Here is a 22987-nt window from a genome sequence, read left to right on the forward strand (position 1 = left end):
GAATTCCCGGCTCCTGCGCAACAACAAGCGCAATGCCAAAACAAAGGCCCGGTGCCCCCCCCCCCACCCTCCCCCAGCGGGGGAGGGAGCAAGACAGCAGAGCGCGCGTATGAACGACGACACCGTCCTAAAGCTGCTCAACGTCGAAAGCGCCTACGGACCCATCAAGGCCATCCGCGGCGTGAGCCTCAAGGTGCGCCAGGGCGAGATCGCCACGGTGCTGGGCTCCAACGGCGCCGGCAAGACCACCATCCTGAAGACCATCTCCGGCATCATCGATCCCAGAAAAGGCAGCATCGAATTCCAGGGCCGCAACATCACCGCCCAGGACCCGGCCCACATCGTCCAGCAGGGCCTGTGCCACGTGCCCGAGGGGCGCGAGGTCTTCCCGCTGCTCTCGGTGAAGGACAACCTCCTGATGGGCGCCTACACCCGCACCGACCGCGACGGCGTCGCGCGCGACATGGAGAGCGTCTACGGCTACTTCCCCATCCTGCGCGAGCGCGCGACGCAGGAAGCCGGCCTGCTCTCCGGCGGCCAGCAGCAGATGCTCGCCATCTCGCGCGCCATCATGGCCGCGCCCAGGCTGATCCTGCTCGACGAGCCCAGCCTCGGCCTCTCGCCCAAGCTCACGCGCGAGATCTTCGAGATCGTGGTGCGCATCAACCGCGAACGCGGCACCACCATCCTGCTGGTCGAGCAGAACGCCAACATGGCGCTCAACGCCTCCGACTACGGCTACGTGCTGGAGAATGGCCGCATCGTGATGGAAGACACCTGCGAGCGCCTGCGCGAGAAGGAGGACATCAAGGAGTTCTACCTCGGCCTCAAGGACGAGGGCGTGCGCGGCGAACGCCGCTGGAAAAAGAAGAAGACCTGGAGGTGAGCACCATGGCCGCCCGCGGACTCTGGGACATCGAGCACATCCGCCCCCGCACCGACACCGTCGTGGCGGGCGAGACCATCCCCGCCATCTTCTGGACCGCCGCCGCCGCGCGCGCCGACCATGTCTGGATGCGGCAGAAGGAATTCGGCATCTGGCGCAGCTGGACCTGGCGCCAGACGGCAGAGGCGGTGCGCGAGATCGCCGGCGGCCTGATGGCGCTCGGCTTCGCGCCCGGCGAATGCGCCTCCATCCTCGCCAACACCGTCGTCGAATGGGTGCTGGCCGACCTCGCCGTGCTCAGCTGCGGCGGCGTGGCCAACGGCATCTACCCCACCGACGCCGCTTCGCAGGTGCACTACCTGTGCGAGGACTCAGGCAGCAGCGTGCTCTTCGTCGAGGACGACGAGCAGCTCGACAAGGCGCTCGAAGTGCGCGCCTCGCTGCCGAGGCTGCGCAAGATCGTCGTGTTCGACATGGACGGCCTGCGCGAGCTGAATGACCCCGGCGTCATCAGCCTGGAGGCCCTGCGCGCCCTCGGCCGCGAGCACCTGCAGGGCCATGCGCAGGAGCTCGAGCAGCGCATCGCCGGCTGCCAGCCCGGCGACCTCGCGATCCTCGTCTACACCTCCGGCACCACCGGCAAGCCCAAGGGCGCCATGCACTGCCACCGCGGCCTGGTCCACACCGTGCGCGGCTACAACACCCTGGTCGCGCAGGACGAGCACGACGAGCGCATGTGCTTCCTGCCCCTGTGCCACATCGCCGAGCGCCTGGGGGGCGAGTACTTCGCGCTCTACACCGGCGCCATCCTCAACTTCGTCGAGAACCCCGAGACGGTGCCCGAGAACGTGCGCGAGATCGCGCCCACCGTCTTCACCGCCGTGCCGCGCGTGTGGGAGAAGTTCTATTCCGGCGTGATGATCGCCCTCAAGGAAGCCAGCGGGCTGCAGCAGGCCGCCTACGGCTGGAGCATCGGCGTGGGCAGCGCCATCGCCGGGCGCGTGCTCGCGGGACAGCCGGTGGGCGCGGGCCTGCGCCTGAAGTTCATGCTCGCGCGCTGGCTGGCGCTGGACAACGTGCGAAAGCTCATCGGCATCCACCGCGCCCGCTTCCTCGTCACCGGCGCGGCGCCGATCTCGCCCGAGCTGGTCAGGTGGTACCTGGCCCTGGGCGTGCCCATGCTCGAGGTCTGGGGCATGACGGAGACCTGCGGCGCGGCCACCGGCGTGCCCGCGGGGCGCATCAAGCCCGGCTCCATCGGCCCGGCCGCCGGCTACAACGAGGTGCGCGTCGATCCCGCCACCGGCGAGATCCTGGTGCGCGGCACCAACGTCTTCATGGGCTACCTCAACCTGCCCGAGAAGACCGCCGAGACCATCGACGCCGAAGGCTGGCTTCACACCGGCGACGTAGGGGTCATGGACGAGGACGGGTATTTCCGCATTACCGACCGCATGAAGGACATCATCATCACGGCAGGCGGCAAGAACATCACCCCGAGCGAGCTGGAGAACGAGCTCAAGTTCAGCCCCTACATCACCGACGCCGTGGTGATCGGCGACGCCCGGCCCTACCTCACGGTGATCGTCATGATCGACCAGGAGAACGTCGAGAAATTCGCGCAGGACCACGACGTGCCCTTCAGCAACTACCAGAGCCTCACGCGCGCGCAGGAAGTGCTGGACCTGATCCAGGGCGAGATCGACCGCGTCAACGCGAAGTTCGCCCGCGTCGAGCAGATCAAGAAGTTCTTCCTGCTGGAGACCCAGCTCTCCGCCGAGGACGAGGAGCTCACGCCCACCATGAAGCTCAAGCGCAAGCTGGTGCAGGCCAAGTACGCCGAGCGCATCGACGCGCTGTATGCCTAGTTTTCCGTAAGCAAGCAAACGAACCGAGGAGACACGCAATGAAGATCCAGGCTCTGATCCCGCTGGCCGCCATGAGCGCCGTGGCCGGCCTCGCACTGGGTGCCGGCAGTGCCGCCGCGCAGTCGCAGGGCGTCACCAAGGACGAGATCCGCATCGGCACCATCCAGGACCTCTCCGGCCCGCTGGCCGGCTTCGGCAAGCAGGCGCGCAACGGCATGCAGCTGCGCGTGGACGAGCTCAACGAGCAGGGCGACGTGAACGGCCGCAAGCTCAAGCTCTTCGTCGAGGACTCGGGCTACGACCCCAAGAAGGCCGTGCTGGCGGCGCAGAAGCTGGTCAACCAGGACAAGATCTTCATCATGGCCGGCCACATCGGCACCGCCCAGAACATGGCGGCCATGCCCGTGCAGTTCGAGAAGAACGTGGTCAACTTCTTCCCGATCACAGCGGCGCGCGAGATGTACGAGCCGCATCACAGGCTCAAGTACTCCTTCGCCGCCACCTACTACGACCAGATCCGGCTGGCGCTGCCCAAGATGATCAAGGACAAGGGCGCGAAGAAGGTCTGCACCATCTACCAGGACGACGAGTTCGGCCTGGAGGTGCAGCGCGGTGCCGAGGCCGGTCTCAAGGCCGCGGGCATGGAGCTCGCCGAGAAGACCTCGTACAAGCGCGGCGCGACCGACTTCTCCTCCCAGGTCGCGAAGATGAAGGCCGCCAACTGCGACCTGGTGGTGCTGGGCACCATCATCCGCGAGACCATCGGCACGGTGGGCGAGGCACGCAAGACCGGCTTCAACCCGACCTTCCTGGGCTCCAGCGCGGCCTATACCGACCTGATCCACAAGCTCGGCGGCAAGGCCATGGACGGCGTCTACGCCACCCACACGGCGCAGAACCCCTACCTGGACGAGGCCTCGCAGCCGATCCGCTTCTGGGCCAACAAGTACAAGACCAAGTTCAACGAGGACCCGACCGTGTTCTCGGTCTACGGCTACATGATCATCGATGACTTCATCAAGGCCGCGCAGAAGGCGGGGCCCACACTCACGACCGACAGCTTCGTCAGGGCGATGGACAGCATGACCTTCGAGGCCGACATGTTCGGCGCGCCGAAGATGACCTTCACCGCCACCAAGCGCCTGGGCAACGACCAGTCGCGGCTGTCGCAGATCGTGGACGGCAAGTGGAAAGTGGTGTCGGACTACGTGACCCCCTGAGTCAGGCCTGGACCGGCACCGGAGAGTGGAGTGCAGCGGCGTCCCCGGGGGGCGGAGGCCGCGCACGATTCGCAACAAGTGCCCCGGGGATCCCCCTCGGCCTGTAGGACAATCTACTTCCTCCCCGCCGCCTCACCGATGCCTTCCGGCCTGTCCAAGCATGCCTGCCGCCGCCCTAGACCAGCTGTTCGCCGAGAACCATACCCTTCCCACCGTGCCCAAGGTGGTCCGCGACCTGATCGAGGTGCTGGCCAACGAGAACGCCTCCCTGTCGCAGGTGGCCCGCAAGATCGAGGCGGACCAGGTCCTCACCGCCCGCATGCTGCGCCTGGCCAACTCGCCCTTCTATGGGCTGCGCCGCAAGGTCGCGACGATGGAGGAGGCCATCCGGATGCTCGGCCTGTCCGCCATCCGCACGCTGGTGATCAGCGCCAATCTCACCGGCACCTTCCAGAAGGTGCCGCACGTGAACCTGCCGAACTTCTGGCGCCACAGCCTGCGCGTGGCCTCCGTGGCCCGGCACCTGGCCGGGCTGGGCCGTGCGGTCGATCCGAACCTGGCCTTCACCGTCGGCAGCATGCATGCCATCGGGCAGCTGATCATGGCCATCGTCCGGCCCGAGGACATCGCCGCGGTCAACGCGGCCTCCCCTTTCGATTCGATGCGCCGCTTCGCGGCAGAGGAGCAGGCCTTCGGCTACCACTATGGCGACGTGAGCGCCAGGCTGGCTTCGCGCTGGGACTTCTCCGACGAATACGTGACCGCGCTGGGCGGCTTCGCGCGGCCGCTGGACATGCCATCTCTCGATCCGCTGGCCGGCCTGCTGCACCTGGGTGTCTGGCGCATGGCGCTGGACCGTGACGGGGCCGCCGCATCCGGCGCGGCGTGGCCCGTCGAGGTGCTGAAGGCGCTCGGCCTGCCGCCCGACAGCCTGGAGGACATGCCGGCACCCGAGGAACTGGCGGCCGACCTGGAACTGATGATCGGCTGAGGCCCTCCCGCGCCGCCGATGGCCCGCCGGCAGCAGGCGCTCTCAGCCGGCGCAGGCCACGGGGCCCGGGTACTCCATCTCCTGCATGACCCAGTCGCGCCGCGCGGCGCCGTGCCGTTCGGCGATCTCGCACAGCGTGCGGTCCAGTTGCTGCACCGGCTTGAGCGCGGTCTCGAGCGGCAGGCGCGGCGCGCTGGCATCGACGGGGCGAGCCGCCAGCATCAGGCCGCTGCGCAGCCGAACCGGGCCCGACGCGGAGGCCTCCACATCGACCCGCCCGGTGCGCGACCAGGCGTCCGCGGCCAGGGCGAGGGCGACGTCATCCTGGCCCTCGCGCACCTCGACGCGCCAGTCCTCGTGGCGCCAGAAGGCGGCCTTGTTGAGCAGGTAGCGCGTCGCGCGGCCGGCATCGAGCCCGAAGGGCGTGCTGTCGTGCACCGGGCTCCAGTCGCGCACGCCGAGTTCGGCCGCCATCGCCTGCGCCGTGTCGCGGCCGCCGATCGCCTCCACCAGCGCGAGCATCGCCGGCACCGAGGCGGTGATGCCGGTGGTGGTGGCGACATCGCGATCCGCCAGGTAGCGCTGGTGCGGCACGTGCTGCGCGCCGGGGTGGCGCTTGCGCAGCGTGCTGCGGTCGAACCAGTGGCCGGCGAAGCGGCGGCCGTCGAGCAGGCCGGCCTGCCCGACCACCCGTGCACCGGAGCACACGCCGATCACCCGCGCGCCCCGGCCGGCCTGCCGCCGCAGCCAGCCCGTCACCGCCGGGTCGTCGTCCTCGCGCATGGCGGGCACGATCACGTAGTCGGCGCCCGCCGGATGCGCACGGTCGAAGGCGGCCATGTCCTGCGCGCCGTCGACCTCGAGTGCCGGGTACAGCGCCACCCGGCCCGCGCGCGGCGCCACGATGCGCACCTCGGCCACGCCGGCGTGCTGCAGCACGGCGTGCGGCAGCAGCAGGTCGGTCATCTCGGTCCCCTCGTTCAGCGCCAGGATCGCGATCACCGGGCGCCCATCGCGCCGCGGCTTCATGGCCTCGACGAAGGCCTGCTGCGCCTTCGCGCTCGCCGCCGCGTCGTCCGGCACCGGCGGCAGTGCCGCGCGCGTGCCGCAACCGCCCAGCATCCAGGCGGCCAGACCTGCCATCATCACCATCCGTATCCAACCCCAGAACATGGCTGTCCTTCGAAGACTGTCATGGCCCGAGCCTACGCATGCCCCCTTTGCCCCACAAGGACGAAGAAGCCGCGCTTCCTGCCAGCGAAGTGGTGATCGTCGCCTTCGACGGTGCCGAATCCATCGACGTCGCCGGCCCGGCCAGCGTGTTCAGCAAGGCCGAGCTGCTGCGTCCCGGCAGCTACCGCCTGCACTTCGCGTCGCCGCAGGGCGGCACCGTGGCGACGAACGGTGGACTCAGTCTTGCCGGAACCTGCAGGCTGGACCAGCTCCCCGATGCGATCGACACCCTGATCGTGGCCGGCGGCGACGAGCCCGGCGTACGCGCGGCCATCGTCGAGCAGCACATCGGCGACTGGCTCGCGCAGACCGCGCCGCGCGTGCGCCGCATCGCCAGCGTGTGCAGCGGCGCCTTCGCGCTGGCCGCCGCCGGCCTGCTCGACGGTCGCGAGGCCACCACCCACTGGCGCGCCTGCGACCAGTTGCAGGCGCTGCGGCCGCAGGTGCGCGTGCTGCGCGAGCGCATCTACGTGCGCGACGGACCGGTGTGGACCTCGGCCGGCGTCACCACCGGCATCGAGCTGGCGCTCGCCCTGGTCGAGGACGACCTGGGCCATGCGGTGGCGATGGAGATCGCCCGCACGCTGGCCCTGCCGATGCTGCGCGGCGCCGAGCAGCCGCAGCTCAGCCGGGCGCTCGAGGCCCAGGCCACGGCCAGCGACCGGCTGCGCGAGCTGGTGGCGTGGATCGGCACGCACCTGCAGGACGACTTGTCGGTGGATGCGCTGGCCGCCCAGGCGCAGATGAGCCCCCGGCACTTCGCGCGCGCCTTCGCGGCCCAGGCCGGCTGCACGCCGGCGCGCTTCGTCGAGCAGGCCCGCGTGGAGGCCGCGGCGCAGCTGCTGCGGCGCACGCGCTGGACCCAGGAGCGGGTCGCGAGCCGCAGCGGCTTCGGCTCGGTGGATGCGTTCCAGCGCGCCTTCGTGCGGCAGCAGGGCATGACGCCGCAGGCTTTCCGCGCCGGCGAGCAGAATCCGGCGCGTCCATGATCTCCACGCCGTGCGCCAGCCGGATGACGCCGTTGCGCGGCAGGGGCGAGTCCTTCCACGGTTTCCTCGCCAATCCGCAGCGGATGCTGCGCATCCTCCTGGAGCGCTGAACCGATGGACAAGTCCGCCAGGCGCCTCGTGTGGGACGACCTCCGCCTGATCCGGTCGATCGCGGAGCACGGCGGCCTGTCCGCCGCTGCCGGGCATCTGGGGCTGGCGGTGTCGACCGTCTTCCGGCGGCTCGAGCAGATGGAGGCCGTCCTCGAGGCCACGCTGTTCGAGCGCCATCGCGCCGGCTATGCGCTGACCCCGGCCGGCGAGGAACTGCTGGCCTTGGCGGAGCGCGTCGACGAGGACGTGACCGCGGTCGCGCGCAGGATCGCCGGGCAGCAGCGGGTGCAGCAGCCGCGCGGCGAGCTGTCGATCGCCACCAACGACACGCTGCTGACCGAGCTGCTCACGCCGTTGTTCGCGGTCTTCAGCCGCCGCCATCCGGAGATGCGGCTCAACGTGCGGGTCGGCAACCCCTCGCTCAACCTCGCGCGACGCGATGCGGACATCGCGATCCGGGCGACCGACCATCCGCCGGAGAACCTGGCCGGCGTCAGGATCGCGCGGATGGTGTGGGCGCCTTACGGCAAGGCGATGTCGCCCACGGCGCGCCGCCGTTCCGCGGGCGCATCGCCGCTGGAGGAGCAGCCCTGGGTCACGCTCAACGACGAGCTGGCGGGCCACAGCTCCACCCGCTTCGTGCGGACGAACGTGCCCGCCGAAAGGATCGGCTACACCGTGAACACCGTGTCGGGCCTGGCGGAGGCCATCGAGGCGGGCATCGGCGTGGGCTACCTGCCGTGCGTGGTGGGCGACACGCGGCAGGGGCTGACGCGCCTGGGCCCGCTCGCCCCCGCGCTGGGCAACAACCTGTGGCTGCTGTCGCACCCGGACCTGCGCGGCGTGCCGCGGGTGCGGGCCATGCTCGATTTCCTGGCCGCGGAGATGGTGAAGCTGCGTCCGCTGCTGGAAGGGGAGCGGCCCCATGCGCCGGCACGGGAGCCGGGTAGCTGAGCGCCGGCTCAGACCTTCGCGACGAACTTGATCTCGATCAGCTGGGTCGGCAGCGCCAGCCGCGGCGTGACGAGGATGGTGCTCGCGACCTTCGGCTTCTGCGAGCCGTACGCCTCCTTGCGGACCGGGCCGGCGGCGGCGAAGGCGGTCTCCATGTCGGTCACGTAGAGCACTTCCTCCACCACATCCGCCAGCGAGGCGCCGAAGCGCGCCAGGATCTTCTTCGCGTTTGCGTAGGTCTGGCGCATCTGCACTTCCATGTTCGCGTGGTCCGCGATCCGGCCGGAGGCATCGAGCTTCGCCGGGCCCACCATGTTGCCCTTGTCGTCGTGACTGAGCTGCCCCGAGACGTAGATCGTGTCGCCCACCTGCACCGCCTGGGCATAGCCGTACTGGTCTTCCCAGGGCATCCCCAGGCCCTCCGCCCTGCGCGCGGGCGGTCTGCCGGGCTTGGCGGCGGCCGTGGTGGCGGTCGCGGCGAGCAGTGCCGTCGCGGCGCCGAGGCCCGATGTCTTCAGGAAGCCGCGCCTTGGCTTGACCTGTTGCGTGGGACGGTTGGGGGTGGCGGGCGAGCTGCCGCTGGACTCATTCATGAGAAGGCTCCGGGTTGAGGTTGTGGAGTGTGAGGGCCGTGCGGGCCCACCACGCGTCCATCTTTGCGCGGATGCTTCCCGCGCCGCGCTGCGTTCCTGCACGATCGGTCTTGCAGTTTTGCAATCGGCGAAGGGCCGGCTTGAGCGCTCGGGTCCGGCATGGCACGATCGCGCCGGTGACCCGCAAGACCACCGAAGCGCAACACCTGCAAGACCTCGCGCGGCTGCGCCGCGTTCGCGACCGCATCGACCGCGAGTACGCGCAGCCGCTGGACGTCGAGGCCCTCGCCCGCGGCGTGGACATGTCGGGCGGGCATCTCAGCCGCCAGTTCAAGCTCGCCTACGGCGAGTCGCCCTACGCCTACCTGATGACACGGCGCATCGAGCGCGCGATGGCGCTGCTGCGCCGCGGCGACCTCAGCGTCACCGAGGCCTGCTTCGCGGTCGGCTGCGGCTCGCTGGGCACCTTCAGCACGCGCTTCACCGAACTGGTCGGCATGTCGCCGGGCGCGTACCGGCGCCAGGCCGCGCAGGCCACGCGCGGGATGCCGTCGTGCATCGCCAGGCAGGTGACGCGACCGATCAGGAATCAAGAAGCGCCGGCCCCCGGGCACGACTTAGCATGAGCGCCATGACGAACATCACCATCCACTCGACCTTCCTCCCCCACGACGACCCGGAGGCCTCGCTGGGCTTCTACCGCGACACCCTCGGTTTCGAGCTGCGTAACGACGTGGGCTACAACGGCATGCGCTGGATCACGGTCGGCCCGGCCGGCCAGCCCGGCATCTCGATCGTGCTGTACCCGCCGCAGGCCAGTCCCGGCGTCACCGACGACGAGCGCCGCACCATCGCCGCGATGATGGCCAAGGGCACCTACGCCACCCTCATTCTGGCCACCCCCGACCTCGACGCCACCTTCGAGCGGCTCGCGGCCCGCGGCGCCGAGGTCGTGGAGGCGCCGACCGAGCAGCCCTACGGCGTGCGCGACTGCGCCGTCCGCGACCCCGCGGGCAACATGCTGCGCATCCAGGAGCGGCGCTGACACGATGAGCAAGGCCACGAAGAAGAACACGCAGCCGCCCGCATCACCCACGTCCGACAGCCACGACCTGATCCGCGTGCAGGGCGCGCGCGAGAACAACCTCAAGGACATCAGCATCGAGATCCCGAAGCGCCGGCTGACGGTGTTCACCGGCGTCTCCGGCTCGGGCAAGAGCTCGCTGGTCTTCGGCACCATCGCGGCCGAATCGCAGCGGCTGATCAACGAGACCTACAGCGCCTTCGTGCAGGGCTTCATGCCGACGCTGCCGCGCCCCGACGTGGACCGGCTCGACGGGCTGACGACGGCGATCGTCGTCGACCAGGAGCGCATGGGGGCCAACGCCCGCTCCACCGTCGGCACCGTGACCGATGCCAACGCGATGCTGCGCATTCTCTTCAGCCGGCTGGGCAAGCCGCACATCGGCCCGCCCGGCGCCTTCGCCTTCAATGTCCCGTCGGTCCAGGCCAGTGGCGCGATCACCGTCGAACGGGGCGAGGGCAGGACGCAGACGAAGAAGGCGACCTTCAACCGCCTCGGCGGCATGTGCCCGCGCTGCGAGGGCATGGGCGCGGTCACCGACTTCGACCTGTCCGCCCTGTACGACGACGCCAAGTCGCTCAACGAGGGCGCGCTCACCATTCCCGGCTACAGCATGGAAGGCTGGTACGGCCGCATCTTCCGCGGCTGCGGCTTCTTCGACCCGGACAAGCCGATCCGCAAGTACACCCAGCGCGAGCTGCACGACCTCCTGCACAAGGAGCCGACGAAGATCAAGGTCGACGGCATCAACCTGACCTACGCGGGCCTGATCCCGAGCATCCAGAAGTCCTACCTGTCCAGGGACGTCGAGGCGATGCAGCCGCACATCCGCGCCTTCGTGGAGCGGGCGGTGACCTTCAGCACCTGTCCCGAATGCGAGGGAACCCGTCTCACCCAGGAGGCCCGCTCGTCGAAGATCAAGGGCAGGAACATCGCCGATGCATGCGCGATGCAGATCAGCGACCTGGCCGGCTGGGTCCGCGGCCTCGACGAGCCGTCGGTGGCCCCGCTGCTCGCCGGCCTGCAGCACCTGCTGGACGGGTTCGCCGAGATCGGGCTGGGCTACCTCTCGCTCGATCGGCCCTCGGGCACGCTGTCGGGCGGCGAGGCGCAGCGCGTCAAGATGATCCGCCACCTCGGCTCCTCGCTCACCGACGTCACCTACGTCTTCGACGAGCCCACGATCGGCCTGCATCCGCATGACATCGAGCGGATGAACGGCCTGCTGCTGCGCCTGCGGGACAAGGGCAACACGGTGCTGGTCGTGGAGCACAAACCCGAGGCGATTGCCATCGCCGACCATGCCGTCGACCTCGGCCCCGGGGCCGGCGCGGCGGGCGGCACCGTCTGCTTCGAGGGCACGGTCGAGGGGCTGCGGGCCAGCGGCACGGTCACCGGCCAGCACCTGGACGACCGCGCTGCGCTCAAGCCGGCGGTGCGCAAGCCCACCGGCGCGCTGGAGATCCGCAAGGCCGCGACCCACAACCTAAAGAAGATCGACGTCGACATCCCGCTGGGCGTGCTCTGCGTGGTCACCGGCGTGGCGGGCTCCGGCAAGAGTTCGCTGGTGCATGGGGCGATCCCCGCCGGCGCGGGCGTCGTGTCCATCGACCAGGGCGCCATCCGCGGCTCGCGGCGCAGCAACCCGGCCACCTACAGCGGCTTGCTCGACCCGATCCGCAATGCCTTCGCCAAGGCCAACGGCGTGAAGCCGGCGCTGTTCAGCGCCAACTCCGAAGGCGCCTGCCCGGCCTGCAACGGTGCCGGCGTCATCTACACCGACCTGGCGATGATGGCCGGCGTCGCCACGCCCTGCGAGGCCTGCGAAGGCAAGCGCTACCAGGCTTCGGTGCTGGAATACGAGCTGGGTGGCCGCGACATCAGCGAGGTGCTCGCGATGCCGGTGGACGAGGCCCGGGCCTTCTTCGGCGAGGGCAAGGCACGCACGCCGGCCGCGAGCGCCATCCTCGACCGGTTGGCCAGCGTCGGGCTCGGCTACCTCAGTCTCGGCCAGCCACTCACCACGCTCTCCGGCGGCGAGCGGCAACGGCTCAAGCTGGCGACCCAGATGGCGGAGAAGGGCGACATCTACGTGCTCGACGAGCCGACCGCAGGGCTGCATCTGGCGGACGTGCAGCAACTGCTCGGGCTGCTCGATCACCTCGTCGATGCGGGCAAGTCGGTCATCGTCATCGAGCACCACCAGGCGGTGATGGCGCATGCGGACTGGATCATCGACCTGGGGCCGGGTGCCGGCCACGACGGCGGGCGGGTGGTGTTCGAGGGAACGCCGACTGATCTCGTAACGGACCGTTCCACCCTCACCGGCGAGCACCTCGCGGCGTACGTGGGCGCCCGGAAAACGAAGCGCTAGGGCTGCTCCGCCGCGTCGAAATCCAACTCCACCTTCGCCCCGTTCGGGTCATGGCAGAACAGCTGCCACGTGCCCGCGCCCGCCTGCTGCCGCAGCTCGTACTTCACGCCGCGTTCGTCGAAGCGCGCCTTCACCGCCCGCAGGTCGCGCGCGGTGAAGGCCATGTGGTCGATCACGCCCGTGCGCTGCGCCGGCACCGGCCGGCCGAAGTACAGGTGCACCAGCGCCTGCGGCCCTTCGCCGTAGAGCCAGGCACCGGCAAAGCCCAGGTCCGGCCGCGGGCCGACCCGCAGGCCGAGCAGGCCGGTGTAGAAGTCCAGCGTCTTCTGCTCGTCCTCCGCGGTCACGGTGAAGTGGTTCATGCCGACGATCATGCGATGGCTCCTTGGGTTCGTTCGCAGCTGGGTCAGGGCAGCAGCACCAGCGCGCCAAGCGTGGCGCGCGATTCGAGGCGCGCATGGGCCTGCGCTGCCGATTCGAGCGAATGGCGTTCGATGGGCGGCAGGCGGATGCTGCCCTCGGCCAGGGCGTCCCACACGCGCTGCGCGCGCTCGGCGAGCTGGGCCGGCGTCGCGACGTAGTCGAAGACCACCGGCCGCGAGAAGCTCAGCGACTTGGCGACCAGCGCGTCGGGTGCGAGCGCGGCGAGCGGGCCGCTGGCCTGGCCCAGGCTGATCCAGTGGCCGCGGCGCGCCAGGGCCGCGAGGTTTTCGTCGCGGGCCGCGTCGCCCAGGCCGTCGACCAGCACGTCCACGCCGCCGCACAGGCGCTGCACCGCATCGGCAAAGCGGTAGTCGCGCGTGACGATCACGTGCTCGCAGCCATGCTCGCGCGCCACGCGGGCCTTCTCCTCGCTCGACACCGTGCCCAGCACCGTCGCGCCGAGCCGGCGCGCCCACGCGCACAGCAGCAGGCCCACGCCGCCGGCCGCCGCATGCACCAGCAACCGCGTGCCGCGCCGCACCTGGCCCAGGTCGCGCAGCAGGTAGTCGGCGGTGATGCCCTTGAGCAGCAGCGCGGCGGCGGCCTCGTCCTCGATGGCGGCGGGCAGGCGCACCACCCAACTGGCCGGCACGCAGCGCACGCCGCAGTAGGCGCCCGGCACCGGGCCGAGGTAGGCGACGCGGTCGCCGGGCAGCAGGCCGGCCACCTGCGGCCCGATGTCGAGCACGCTGCCGGCCGCCTCCATGCCCAGTACCAGCGGCAGCGGCGCGGGGATCCAGCCGCGTCGCAGGTAGACGTCGATGAAGTTCACGCCGACGGCGCGCTGCCGGATGCGCACCTCGCCTTCGCGCGGCGCCGGCGCTTCGGCGTCTTCGAGGCGCAGCGCCTCGGGGCCGCCGTGGCGATCCACGACCACGCGGCGCGTCGGCAAGGGCAGGGCCGAAGGCATCGGCTCGGCCTGCCCGGGCGCGCGCAGGTCCCCGCCTTGCCGCAGGTGCCGCCGCAGGTTCTCGAAGCCGGCCTCGTACACGTCGCGCGCGACCATCTCGCGCAGCTCGCGCTCCTGCCCGGGCGGGGTGGCGAAGGTGGACTCCCAATGCCAGAAGGTGCGGTTGCCGTCCGTCACCGGCTTCAGCGTGACGGTGGCCACGTAGCGCTGCAGCGGCACGGTGGCCTCGACGATGCAGTAGGTGCTCCTGTGCTCGGTGTCCGACAGGGTCAGCAGCTGCTCGCGGATGCGGTGGCCGTCGCGCAAGCTGAAGCTGCGCACGCAGCCGACCTGGTCGCTGCGCTCGCCGCCCTCGATGCGGCTCGCTTCCACCACCGCGTGCCACTGGTCGTGGCTGTTGAAGTCGCGCAGCACGGCCCAGACGCGCTCGATCGGTGCGTCGATGATGGTCGAGCGCACGACCCTTTGAAGCACTAGCGGCCCCCGAAGTGGCGCTTCAGCGCATCGAAGCCGCCCTGGAACACGCCTTGCCCGATGGATTCGGTCAGCTCGCCCTCGCGCCCCTCGGCGCATTCGAACTCCGCGCTCCACTCGGCGAAGCAGCGCGCCCCGTCCGTCACCGGCGTGAGCTTGAGCGTGGCGACGTAGTTCGACACGCCCATCGAGCTTTCCAGGATCTCGTAGGTGCAGCTGTACTCGTAGTCCGACAGCGCCAGCAGCTTCTCGCGGATCATCCCGCCGTCCCGCGTGTGGAACTGGCGGATGCAGCCCACGCGGTCGGCCGGCTGGCCGTTCTCGATGCGGCTGTCGGCGATCAGCGGGTGCCATTGCGGCATGCCGTTGAAGTCGCGGACGCGCGACCACACGCTGTCGGCGCCCGCGTCGATGACGCTGGAGACATAGACCTGCACCATGCGCTATTCCTTCTTCTTCGCGCCGCTGGAGGGCAGGGCGGCCTGCGCGCCGCTGGCCTCGCCCACCAGGCGCTGGATGTCGCCGCCCTCGATGCCGATCTCGCGCAGCAGCTGGTCCACCAGCGGCGCCTGGGCGCGGAAGCGCAGGGCCGAGTTGACCAGGCCGTCGGCGAAGCCGCCGTGGGCTTCGCCGTTGGGCACGCCACCGCCACTGCCGCCGCCGAGGCCGTCGACGTGCAGGATCTTGATGCCCTCGATGCGCTCCATCGGCCGCACCGATTCGCGGATGATGGCCTCGGCCTTCTCCACCAGCTTCATGCGCAGCGCCGACATGCGCGCCTCGGGCGAGAGCATGTTGTGCGCCTCGTTCATCATGCGCTGCGCCTCGGCCTCGATCTCGGCGCGCACGCGCATCGCCATCGAGCGGATCTTGTCGGCGTCGGCATCGGCCTCGGCCTGGGCGCGCAGGGCGGCGCCGCGGTCGGCGCTGGCGTCCTTCTCGGCCTGGGCCGCGGCCGTGAGGCGCAGAGCATCGCGCTCGGCCACCTGGGCGGCCGCGATCAGATCGATCGCCTTCTTGCGCTCGGCCATCTCGACTTCGCGCGCGGTGAACACCTTCTCCTCGGCCGACACCGCCTCGGCGCGCGCCACCTCGGCTTCGGCCTGGGCCTCGCTCTGCGCCTTGCTCTCGCGCGCCACGGCGATGGCGCGCTGCTGCTCGGCCAGCTCCAGCGACAGGCGGCGCTCGATCTCGGCGCCCTGGATCGCGCGCTCCTTCGAGATGCGCTCCTCCTCGATGGTCTGCTCGGCGCGGATGCGGGCGGCGTCGATGCTCTGCTTGGCCGCGATCTGCGCGCCCTCCGCATCCTGTTCACGCTGCGCGCGCTCGGCCGCCAGCTCGGCGCGCTGGCGGGCCCGCGCGACCTCCACCTCGCGCTGCTGCGCCAGGCGCGCATGCTCGCTCTCGCGGTCGATCTCGAGGGAGAGCTTCTCGGCCTCCAGGTTCTTGTTGCGGATGGCGATCAGCGTGTCCTGCTCGACGTCGTTGCGCTGCTTCTTGCGGTGCTCGATCTGCTCGGTCAGGCGCGTCAGGCCCTCGGCGTCGAAGGCATTGCTGGGGTTGAAGAACTCCATGCCGGTCTGGTCGAGCTGCGTGAGCGAGGCCGCTTCCAGCTCCAGGCCGTTCTTGGTCAGGTCCTCGGCCACCGATTCGCGCACCCGGCGCACGTAGGTGCCGCGCTTCTCGTGCAGCTCTTCCATCGTCATCTCGGCCGCGGCGGTGCGCAGCGCGTCGACGAACTTGCCTTCCACCAGCTCCTTGAGCTGCTCGGGCTCCATGGTGCGCAGGCCCAGGGTCTGCGCGGCCGCGGCCACCGCCTCCGGCCTGGTGGCCACGCGCACGTAGAACTCGGCGATCACGTCGACCCGCATGCGGTCCTTGGTGATGAGCGCCTTGTCGCGGCCGCGGCTCACTTCGAGCCGCAGCGTGTTCATGTTGACCGGGATCACGTCGTGCACGATGGGCAGCACGAAGGCGCCGCCGTCGAGCACCACCTTCTGCCCGCCCAGGCCGGTGCGCACGAAGGCCCGTTCCTTCGAACTGCGCAGGTAGAGCCAGTGCAGCAGCCAGACCGCGAGCGCGACCACGATCGCGACCACGATCAGCCCCAGGATGAAATTACCGAATTGAGCACCGGACATGGGTCTCGTCTCCTGTTATCGCGTGATGCCGACGAAGCGGCGCGTGGTCTCGGTCAGCGCTGCCTCGGTCGGCAGGCGCTCCATCGAGCTGGCGCCGTAGAAGCCATGGCAGGACGGGCAGCGGGCCAGCACCCAGTGCGCGTCCTCAGGCGTGGCGATGGGGCCGCCGTGGCACAGCACGATGGCCTCCGGGTTGACCGCGTGGGCGGCCGCGGCCCAGGCGTTGATGCGGGGCACGCAGTCTTCCAGCGCGAGGGCGGTGCCGGCGCCGATGGTGCCGCCGGTGGTCAGGCCCAGGTGGCACACGATGATGTCCGCGCCGGCCGCGGCCATGGCGCGCGCGTCGGCCTCGCAGAAGACGTAGGGCGTGGTCAGCAGGTCGAAGGCGCGGGCGCGGGCGATCAGCTCCACCTCCAGCGCGTAGCCCATGCCGGTCTCTTCCAGGTTGGCGCGGAAGGTGCCGTCGATCAGGCCCACGGTGGGGAAGTTCTGTACGCCGGAGAAGCCGAGGCCGGCCAGGCGGCGCAGCAGCTCGTCGGGGATCATGAAGGGGTCGGTGCCGTTCACGCCCGCCAGTACCGGCGTGTGCTTCACCACCGGCAGCACCTCGCGCGCCATCTCGCAGACGATGTCGTTGGCATTGCCGTAGGCCAGCAGGCCGGCCAGCGAGCCGCGCCCCGCCATGCGGTAGCGGCCGGAGTTGTAGATCACGATCAGGTCGATGCCGCCGGCCTCCTCGCACTTGGCCGAGAGCCCGGTGCCGGCGCCGCCGCCGATGAGCGGCCGGCCGGTCGCGATCTTGGCGCGGAAGCGTTCGAGCAGGGTGCTGCGTGGGATGCGGGGCATGGGGTCGTCTCCCTTTTTCAGGCTCGCCGGGCGTGCGTGGCAGGGCTGGCGATCTCGCGCCAGGCCGCGACCAGCGCCTCGGCGAAGGCCTCGTCGTTGATGTGCAGGGGCAGCCGTTGCAGACGCCGCCCGGTGCCGGGCCGGAAGCCCTGCTCGATGGCCTCGAACAGGGCGCGGTCGGCCTCGGGGTCGTGGAAGGGCTGGCCCGGGCGGTCGATGGCCGAGACGCCGCCCTCGGGAATCAGGAAGCGCAGCGGCCCGCGCATGGCGTTGAGCTTGGCGGCGATGAAGGCGCCGATGGCGCGGCACTCCTCGGGCGTGGTGCGCATCAGCGTCACGGTCGGGTTGTGGCGGTACAGCCGGCGCGCGCGGAAGCGCTCGGGCACGCTGTCCCAGGCGCCGAAGTTCACCATGTCCAGCGCACCGCAGGAACCGACATAGGGCAGGGCGTGCCGCGCGAAGACGTCCAGCCGCGCCGGCCCGGCCGAGAGCACGCCGCCGCCGATCTCGTCGGCGATCTCGGTGGTGGAGACGTCGATCACGCCGGCCAGCAGGCCCGAGTCGGCCAGCTTCTCCATCGACTGGCCGCCCACGCCGGTGGCGTGGAAGACCAGGCAGTCGTAGTCCTCCTCCAGGCGCTTCGTCACCGCCTGCACGCAGGGCGTGGTGACGCCGAACATGGTGAGGCCGAGCGCAGCCTTGCGCACCTCGGAGGCCACCGGCGGGTGCGCGATCATGCCCGCCAGGGCGTGGGCCGCGTTGGACAGCACCTGCTCGCTGATGCGGTGGATGCCCTGCACGTCGGTGACGGAATACATCATGCAGATGTCGCTCGGCCCCACGTAGGGCCGGGTGTCGCCGCTGGCCATGGTCGAGACCATCACCTTGGGCACGCCGATCGGCAGCGCGCGCATGCCCTGAGTGGCCATCGAGGTGCCGCCGGAGCCGCCGGCGGAGATCAGGCCGCCCAGGTCGCGCCGGGTGCGCACGAAAGCCTCGAAGGCCTGCGCCATCGCGGTGGTGGCGCTGCCGCGGTCGCCGCTGAACACGGCCGACTCGCCCTGCGGATGGTGGCGTGCCACCTCGCGCGGGTGCACGCTGGCCGGCGAGGTCTTGCCGGAGGTCGCGAGGTCCACCGTCACCACGCGCAGGCCCAGGCGCTCCAGGCACTGGCGCAGGAAGAAGAGCTCGCGGCCCTTGGTATCGAAGGTGCCCGCCACGTAGGCGGCGCGGGTGCTGCCGGCAGCGACCGGAAAGTCGAACAGCTGAGCGGCCGGCCGTTCACCGCCTGGCTCCGCCTGGCTGTTGCTCCCCCTGCCGCTTGTGGGAGAGGGCGGGCCCGATGGCGCCGCGCGCGCTATGTCGCTCACCGGCGCGGCGGCGGCACCGGCATTCCAGCGGGTGAAGCCGCGCACCGTGCGCGCCGCGAGTTCATCCATCGTCGGCGCGCCATCCGCGTGCGCGCGGCGGACGGTGAAGACCTGGCTCGGAGCGGGTGCGTCGGCCGTGGCGATCGGCGCACTGGCCTCCTCGTGGCCGTTGGAGCGCACGCCCAGCAGCCGCTCCTGCAGTGCCAGGTCGGCCGCGAGCTCGGCGGCCGGCATCTGCTGGGCGATGCGGCCGTTGACCATCACGCCGATGCGGTCGGCCACCGAGATCGCCACGCCGAGGTTCTGTTCGATCAGCAGTACCGCGATGCGGCCCTCGGCCGCGAGCGTGCGCAGCGATTGCGCGACCTGCTCGACGATCACCGGCGCCAGGCCCTCGGTGGGCTCGTCCATCACCAGCAGCCGCGGGTCCAGCAGCAGGGCGCGGCCGATGGCGAGCATCTGCTGCTCGCCGCCGGAAAGCTGCGCGCCGCCGTGCCCGCGGCGCTCGCCCAGGCGCGGGAACATGGCGTAGATGCGCTCCAGCTCGCGCCGGTGGCTGGCCACCAGGCGCAGGGTCTCCTCGACCGTGAGCGAGGGCCAGACGCGCCGGCCCTGCGGCACGTAGGCGATGCCGCGGCGCGTGATCTCGTGCGGCGGCAGGCCCAGGATCTGTTCGCCGGCCAGCCGGATGCTGCCGCGCGCCGGCACCAGGCCGGTGATGGCGTTGCACAGCGTGGTCTTGCCCATGCCGTTGCGGCCCACGATGCCGAGCACCCCGCCCTCGAGCGTGAGGCTCACCCCCTGCAGCGCATGGGCGCGGCCGTAGTAGACGTCCAGCGATTCGATCGCCAGCACCGGGCCGCTGCCGCCGGCCGCCGCGGGCGGGTTGTCGCGGGAGGTGTGACGTGAGGTGCGCCGCCAGGCCATCAGTGCCGGCTCCCCATGTAGATGGCCTGCACCTGGGCGTCGTTCTCGATCTCCCCGGGCGTGCCGGTGCGCAGGGTGCGGCCGTTGTGCATCACGGTGACCTTCTCGGTCACGCGCAGGGCGATGTCCAGGTCGTGCTCGATCAGCACGAAGCTCATGTGCGCCGGCAGCGAGCGCAGGAGCGCCACCAGCTCGCGCCGCTCGGCGGGCGAGAGGCCCGCGGCCGGCTCGTCGAACAGGATCAGCCGCGGCGCGCCGGCCAGCGCCATGCCGATCTCCAGCTGGCGCTGCTGGCCATGCGCCAGGTTGGCGACGCGCTCCTCGGCGATGTGGGCCAGCCGGGTGCGCTCCAGCAGGTCCTGCGTGGCCAGCATCGAGGGATGCCCGGCGCTCGCGCGCAGGAAGCCGAAGCGCCCGTTGGCCACGCCGCGCACCGCGAGGAACAGGTTGTCGCGCACCGTCAGCTCGCGGAACAGCAGCGAGGACTGGTAGGTGCGCCGCAGGCCCTTGCGGATGCGGTCGTAGGGCGGCAGCGCGGTGATGTCCTCGCCGAAGAAATGGATGCGGCCGGCGGTGGGCGGGAAGTCGCCGGTGATGGTGTTGAACAGGGTGGTCTTGCCGGCGCCGTTGGATCCCAGGATGGCGTACTTCTCGCCGGCGGCCACCGACAGCGACACCCCGTCGACCGCACGCAGCGCACCGAAGGCGCGCGTCACGCCGCTGAGCACCAGCGCGTCGCTCGAAGCGAGCGGCGCGTGGGCGGTCACAGCCGCAGCCTGGGCGGGCGCAGCGGTGCCGGTGCGCAAAGTGCTGACAGAAGCCACCGCATTACTCCTTTTCAGTCTTCCACCAGGCTATCGCGTGACCCGCGATGCATGAAACACGCAGGCCGCGAAGCCGGCCCGTTCGGGAGCACCCGCGGAACCGGCTTTGCCGGGCCGCCGGGTGCGCCCCCGGTGAGGGGGTTGGCGGACCACACGAAGTGGGGGAGCCTGGGGGAGAGCAACATTTCAAGGACAAGCGGGCACGTCGCGCGAGCCGATCTTGAACTCCTCCTTCTTCATGCCGAGCAGCTGGTCGATGTTGTCGACCTTGCTGTGCACCTTGTTGAAGAGGTTGCCCTGGCTGTCCTTCACCACCTCGGTCACGAAGGTGGTGCCGATGGCCTGCCGGTTCGCATCCAGCTTGACGTCGCCGTTCGGCGTCTTCAGCGTCATCTTCGACAGCGCCTCGCGGAACTTCGCCTGGTTGCCCGAGAGGTCGCCCTTCACCGCGTCCAGCCCGTCCAGCGCCGCCTTCATGTTGACGTAGTACACGTAGGCGAACAGGCTCGGGCTCGGGAAGCCGCCAGCCGACACCGGGTAGGTCTTCTGGTAGTCGGCGACGAAGGCCTTCCAGTCGGCGCCGTCGTAGGCATCGGCCAGCGGGCCGGCCGACAGCGTACCCACCAGCGAGTCGCGCCGCTTGCCCTTGTAGTTCAGCACGTCCTGGCTGACGGTGATGGAGCCGCCCAGCATCGGCTTGTCGCCGCCGGCGTTCTCGTACTGGGTGAGGAAGTTCACCGCGTCGGCCCCACCGAGCACCACCAGCAGCGCATCGACGTCCTTCGGGATCTTGGCGATGACGGAGGAATAGTCCTTGCCGCCCAGCGGCACCCAGGCCTTCTCCGGCACCTTGCCGCCGGCCTTGCAGAACTCGGTCATGAAGCCCTGCACCTGCGAGTAGGGGAAGGCGTAGTCCTCCGCGATCACCATCACCTTCTTGTAGCCCTTGGCCATGGCTGCCTTGCCCAGGCCCACCATCCACTGCGCGCCCTCGGTGTTGAAGCGGTAGAAGTTGGGGCTGGGGTTGTCCAGCGTGGTGGCCTGCGCGCCCGAGCCGCCGTTGATGAAGGTCACCTGCGGCTGCGTCTTCGAGTAGTCCTTGACCGCGATGCCCTCGCCGCCCGAGAGCGGGCCGACCATGATGTCCACCTTGTCCTGCTCCACCAGCTTGCGCGTGGCGTTGACCGCCACGTCGGGCTTGGCGTCGGAGCTCGCCTTGATGATCTCGATCTTGCGGCCGGCCACCGTGCCGCCGCGCTGCTTGACCGCCAGCTCCGCGCCGCGCATGCCGTCCGCGCCGCCGGCCGCGAAGGGGCCTTCCAGCGTGGCGAGCAGGCCGATCTTGACCGGCTGGCCCTGCGCCCACGCGCTGCCCGCCAGCGCCGCCAGCGCGGCCGCGCCCAACATCGAACGAACCCAGAGTCGCTTGTTCACGTTCACGGTTGTCTCCTTTGGTTGGAAGTCAAGCCTGGCCTCGAGCCGAGGCGGGCGCGCAGCGCCGCCCACAGACCGAGCAGGCCGTCGGGGGAAAACAGGACGATCGCGAAGAACACGCCGCCGATCAGCAGGTTGAAGCGCTCGCGGTCGATCAGGTCGATCGCGAAGGTCTGCAGCAGCACGAAGACGATGGCGCCGAGGAAGGCGCCGATCGGGTGCCGCATGCCGCCGAGCACGGCGACGACGAGGATGTTGATGAGCCAGGAGGTGCTGACCGAGCCCGGCGTGATCAGCCCGTTGTACCAGACCAGCAGCACGCCGCCGACGGCGGCCAGCAGCCCCGCCAGCGCATAGGCCGCGACGCGGTGCGCGACCACGTGATAGCCCAGCGCCGCCATGCGCCGCGGGTTGTCGCGGATGCCCTGCAGCGCGACGCCGAAGGGCGCGCGCACCACCCACTTCACCAGGAAGTAGCCCGCCATCGCGCAGGCCAGGCAGAGGAAGTAGAAGGGCACCGGGTCGCGCCATCCGATGCCGAACACCTTGGGCGGATAGATCTCGCGCAGGCCCTGGAAGCCGTTGAAGATGCTGTAGTTCTGCAGCACCAGGTAGTAGAAGGCCACGCCGATCGCCAGCGTGATCATGATCGTGTAGATGCCCTCGGTGCGCACCGACAGCCAGCCGATCAGCGTGGCGCACAGCGTGGCGATGAAGAGCGCGAAGGGCACCGCCACCCACCAGGGCCAGCGCAGCGCGATGTCGGCGCCGCTGCTGCTGGTGCCCAGCACCGCGAGGGCGTAGCCGGCGATGCCGGCGACCGTCATCTGCGCCAGCGAGACCATGCCGCCGTAGCCGCCGAGGAAGGTGAGCGAGAGCGCGATCAGGCCCAGCACCAGCGATTGGGCGGCGACCTGGAAAGTGATGAAGGGGGTGGCCACGAAGGGAAAGACCAGGACGAAGGCCAGCACGGCGAGGTGGCGTGCGTGCACGGTGCGGTGCAGGGCGGCGAGCCAGTTCGACGTTGCGGGCGCGGCGGCGGGCCGGGGTGCCGGCGTGACGGCGGCGAGGGCGCGGGGCTGTGCGGCTGAGGGTGAGCGCATGGCGCGGCGCCATTGGGCTGCGCTCATGGTGCGGCCCCCGTCGGGCTTCTGCCTTGCTCCCTCTCCCTCTGGGAGAGGGTGGGGGTGGGGGCACTGGGCCTTTGTTTTGGCATTGCGCTTGTTGTTGCGCAGGAGCCGGGAATTCGCCCCGGCGGGCGAGTTACTTTCTTTG

20 protein-coding genes and 1 pseudogene are annotated in these 22987 nt (G+C 70.4%); 9 read left to right on the forward strand and 12 right to left on the reverse strand.

Annotation, left to right across the window (positions count from 1 at the left end):
• Window positions 1-109 precede the first annotated feature (109 nt).
• The 4 genes from A8M77_RS33030 (at window position 110) to A8M77_RS33045 (ending at window position 4965) form a co-directional block, all read left to right on the forward strand.
• Entirely contained in the window at window positions 110-886 is a 777-nt protein-coding gene (locus A8M77_RS33030; protein ID WP_086925704.1) for an ABC transporter ATP-binding protein, read from the forward strand.
• A gap of 5 nt (window positions 887-891) precedes the next feature.
• Window positions 892-2754: an AMP-dependent synthetase/ligase gene (locus A8M77_RS33035; protein WP_086925719.1), complete on the forward strand. Its 1863-nt coding sequence runs from the start codon at window positions 892-894 to the stop codon at window positions 2752-2754.
• A 38-nt stretch (window positions 2755-2792) separates the two neighbouring features.
• Complete coding sequence (locus A8M77_RS33040; RefSeq protein ID WP_086925705.1) at window positions 2793-3974, forward strand: ABC transporter substrate-binding protein; 1182 nt, start codon at window positions 2793-2795, stop codon at window positions 3972-3974.
• 160 nt (window positions 3975-4134) lie between these two features.
• On the forward strand, window positions 4135-4965 hold the full coding sequence (locus A8M77_RS33045; protein ID WP_086925706.1) for an HDOD domain-containing protein: 831 nt from the start codon (window positions 4135-4137) through the stop codon (window positions 4963-4965).
• Window positions 4966-5007: 42 nt separating this feature from the next.
• On the opposite strand, the gene A8M77_RS33050 is transcribed toward A8M77_RS33045, so the two are convergent.
• Window positions 5008-6138 (reverse strand): DJ-1/PfpI family protein, encoded by a 1131-nt coding sequence (locus tag A8M77_RS33050; protein ID WP_086925707.1) that lies wholly within the window; start codon window positions 6136-6138, stop codon window positions 5008-5010.
• 38 nt (window positions 6139-6176) lie between these two features.
• Here A8M77_RS33050 and A8M77_RS33055 point away from each other — a divergent pair, with 38 nt between their 5' ends.
• Window positions 6177-7187 (forward strand): GlxA family transcriptional regulator, encoded by a 1011-nt coding sequence (locus A8M77_RS33055; RefSeq protein WP_086925708.1) that lies wholly within the window; start codon window positions 6177-6179, stop codon window positions 7185-7187.
• Window positions 7188-7301: 114 nt separating this feature from the next.
• Window positions 7302-8252 (forward strand): LysR family transcriptional regulator, encoded by a 951-nt coding sequence (locus A8M77_RS33060; protein WP_086925709.1) that lies wholly within the window; start codon window positions 7302-7304, stop codon window positions 8250-8252.
• An 8-nt stretch (window positions 8253-8260) separates the two neighbouring features.
• Here A8M77_RS33060 and A8M77_RS33065 read toward each other — a convergent pair whose 3' ends face one another.
• Window positions 8261-8845 carry a Rid family hydrolase gene (locus A8M77_RS33065; protein WP_238137059.1) on the reverse strand — a complete coding sequence of 195 codons (585 nt, stop codon included), beginning with the start codon at window positions 8843-8845 and terminating at the stop codon, window positions 8261-8263.
• A gap of 176 nt (window positions 8846-9021) precedes the next feature.
• Between A8M77_RS33065 and A8M77_RS33070 the strand changes: the two genes are divergently transcribed.
• Genes A8M77_RS33070 through A8M77_RS33080 form a run of 3 tightly spaced genes read left to right on the forward strand, consistent with a single transcriptional unit; the run spans window position 9022 to window position 12303 of the window.
• Entirely contained in the window at window positions 9022-9471 is a 450-nt protein-coding gene (locus A8M77_RS33070; RefSeq protein ID WP_202820688.1) for a helix-turn-helix transcriptional regulator, read from the forward strand.
• A gap of 5 nt (window positions 9472-9476) precedes the next feature.
• Window positions 9477-9890 (forward strand): VOC family protein, encoded by a 414-nt coding sequence (locus tag A8M77_RS33075; RefSeq protein ID WP_202820684.1) that lies wholly within the window; start codon window positions 9477-9479, stop codon window positions 9888-9890.
• Between the two features lie 4 nt (window positions 9891-9894).
• A complete protein-coding gene (locus A8M77_RS33080) occupies window positions 9895-12303 on the forward strand; it encodes an ATP-binding cassette domain-containing protein (protein ID WP_086925711.1) in 2409 nt (802 codons plus the stop codon).
• Here A8M77_RS33080 and A8M77_RS33085 read toward each other — a convergent pair.
• The 10 genes and pseudogenes from A8M77_RS33085 to A8M77_RS33125 all read right to left on the reverse strand — a co-directional run bounded on the left by A8M77_RS33085 (window position 12300) and on the right by A8M77_RS33125 (window position 22815).
• A complete protein-coding gene (locus A8M77_RS33085) occupies window positions 12300-12677 on the reverse strand; it encodes a VOC family protein (protein ID WP_086925712.1) in 378 nt (125 codons plus the stop codon). The genes A8M77_RS33080 and A8M77_RS33085 overlap by 4 nt on opposite strands.
• A 32-nt stretch (window positions 12678-12709) precedes the next feature.
• Complete coding sequence (locus A8M77_RS33090; protein ID WP_158101046.1) at window positions 12710-14155, reverse strand: SRPBCC family protein; 1446 nt, start codon at window positions 14153-14155, stop codon at window positions 12710-12712.
• A gap of 14 nt (window positions 14156-14169) precedes the next feature.
• Window positions 14170-14610 carry an SRPBCC family protein gene (locus tag A8M77_RS33095; protein WP_086925714.1) on the reverse strand — a complete coding sequence of 147 codons (441 nt, stop codon included), beginning with the start codon at window positions 14608-14610 and terminating at the stop codon, window positions 14170-14172.
• A 3-nt stretch (window positions 14611-14613) separates the two neighbouring features.
• Window positions 14614-16311: a flotillin family protein gene (locus A8M77_RS33100; protein WP_086925715.1), complete on the reverse strand. Its 1698-nt coding sequence runs from the start codon at window positions 16309-16311 to the stop codon at window positions 14614-14616.
• Window positions 16312-16326: 15 nt separating this feature from the next.
• The gene (locus A8M77_RS33105; RefSeq protein ID WP_086925716.1) at window positions 16327-17157 is read right to left on the reverse strand and encodes a phosphoenolpyruvate hydrolase family protein; all 831 of its coding nucleotides are present in this window, start codon (window positions 17155-17157) and stop codon (window positions 16327-16329) included.
• A 17-nt stretch (window positions 17158-17174) separates the two neighbouring features.
• Window positions 17175-18422 (reverse strand): Tm-1-like ATP-binding domain-containing protein, encoded by a 1248-nt coding sequence (locus A8M77_RS36655; protein WP_238137060.1) that lies wholly within the window; start codon window positions 18420-18422, stop codon window positions 17175-17177.
• 513 nt (window positions 18423-18935) lie between these two features.
• Window positions 18936-19454 (reverse strand): annotated as a pseudogene (locus tag A8M77_RS37340) (ABC transporter ATP-binding protein); the annotation flags it as partial.
• The gene (locus A8M77_RS33115; RefSeq protein WP_202820685.1) at window positions 19454-20278 is read right to left on the reverse strand and encodes an ABC transporter ATP-binding protein; all 825 of its coding nucleotides are present in this window, start codon (window positions 20276-20278) and stop codon (window positions 19454-19456) included. The pseudogene A8M77_RS37340 and the gene A8M77_RS33115, both read right to left, overlap by 1 nt.
• Window positions 20279-20464: 186 nt before the next feature.
• Window positions 20465-21718: an ABC transporter substrate-binding protein gene (locus A8M77_RS33120; RefSeq protein WP_202820686.1), complete on the reverse strand. Its 1254-nt coding sequence runs from the start codon at window positions 21716-21718 to the stop codon at window positions 20465-20467.
• Window positions 21715-22815 carry a branched-chain amino acid ABC transporter permease gene (locus A8M77_RS33125; protein WP_202820687.1) on the reverse strand — a complete coding sequence of 367 codons (1101 nt, stop codon included), beginning with the start codon at window positions 22813-22815 and terminating at the stop codon, window positions 21715-21717. The genes A8M77_RS33120 and A8M77_RS33125 overlap by 4 nt, the downstream gene beginning before the upstream one ends.
• Window positions 22816-22987 lie beyond the last annotated feature (172 nt).

The organism is Variovorax sp. JS1663 (assembly GCF_002157355.1).
Taxonomy (GTDB): Bacteria; Pseudomonadota; Gammaproteobacteria; order Burkholderiales; family Burkholderiaceae_C; genus Variovorax.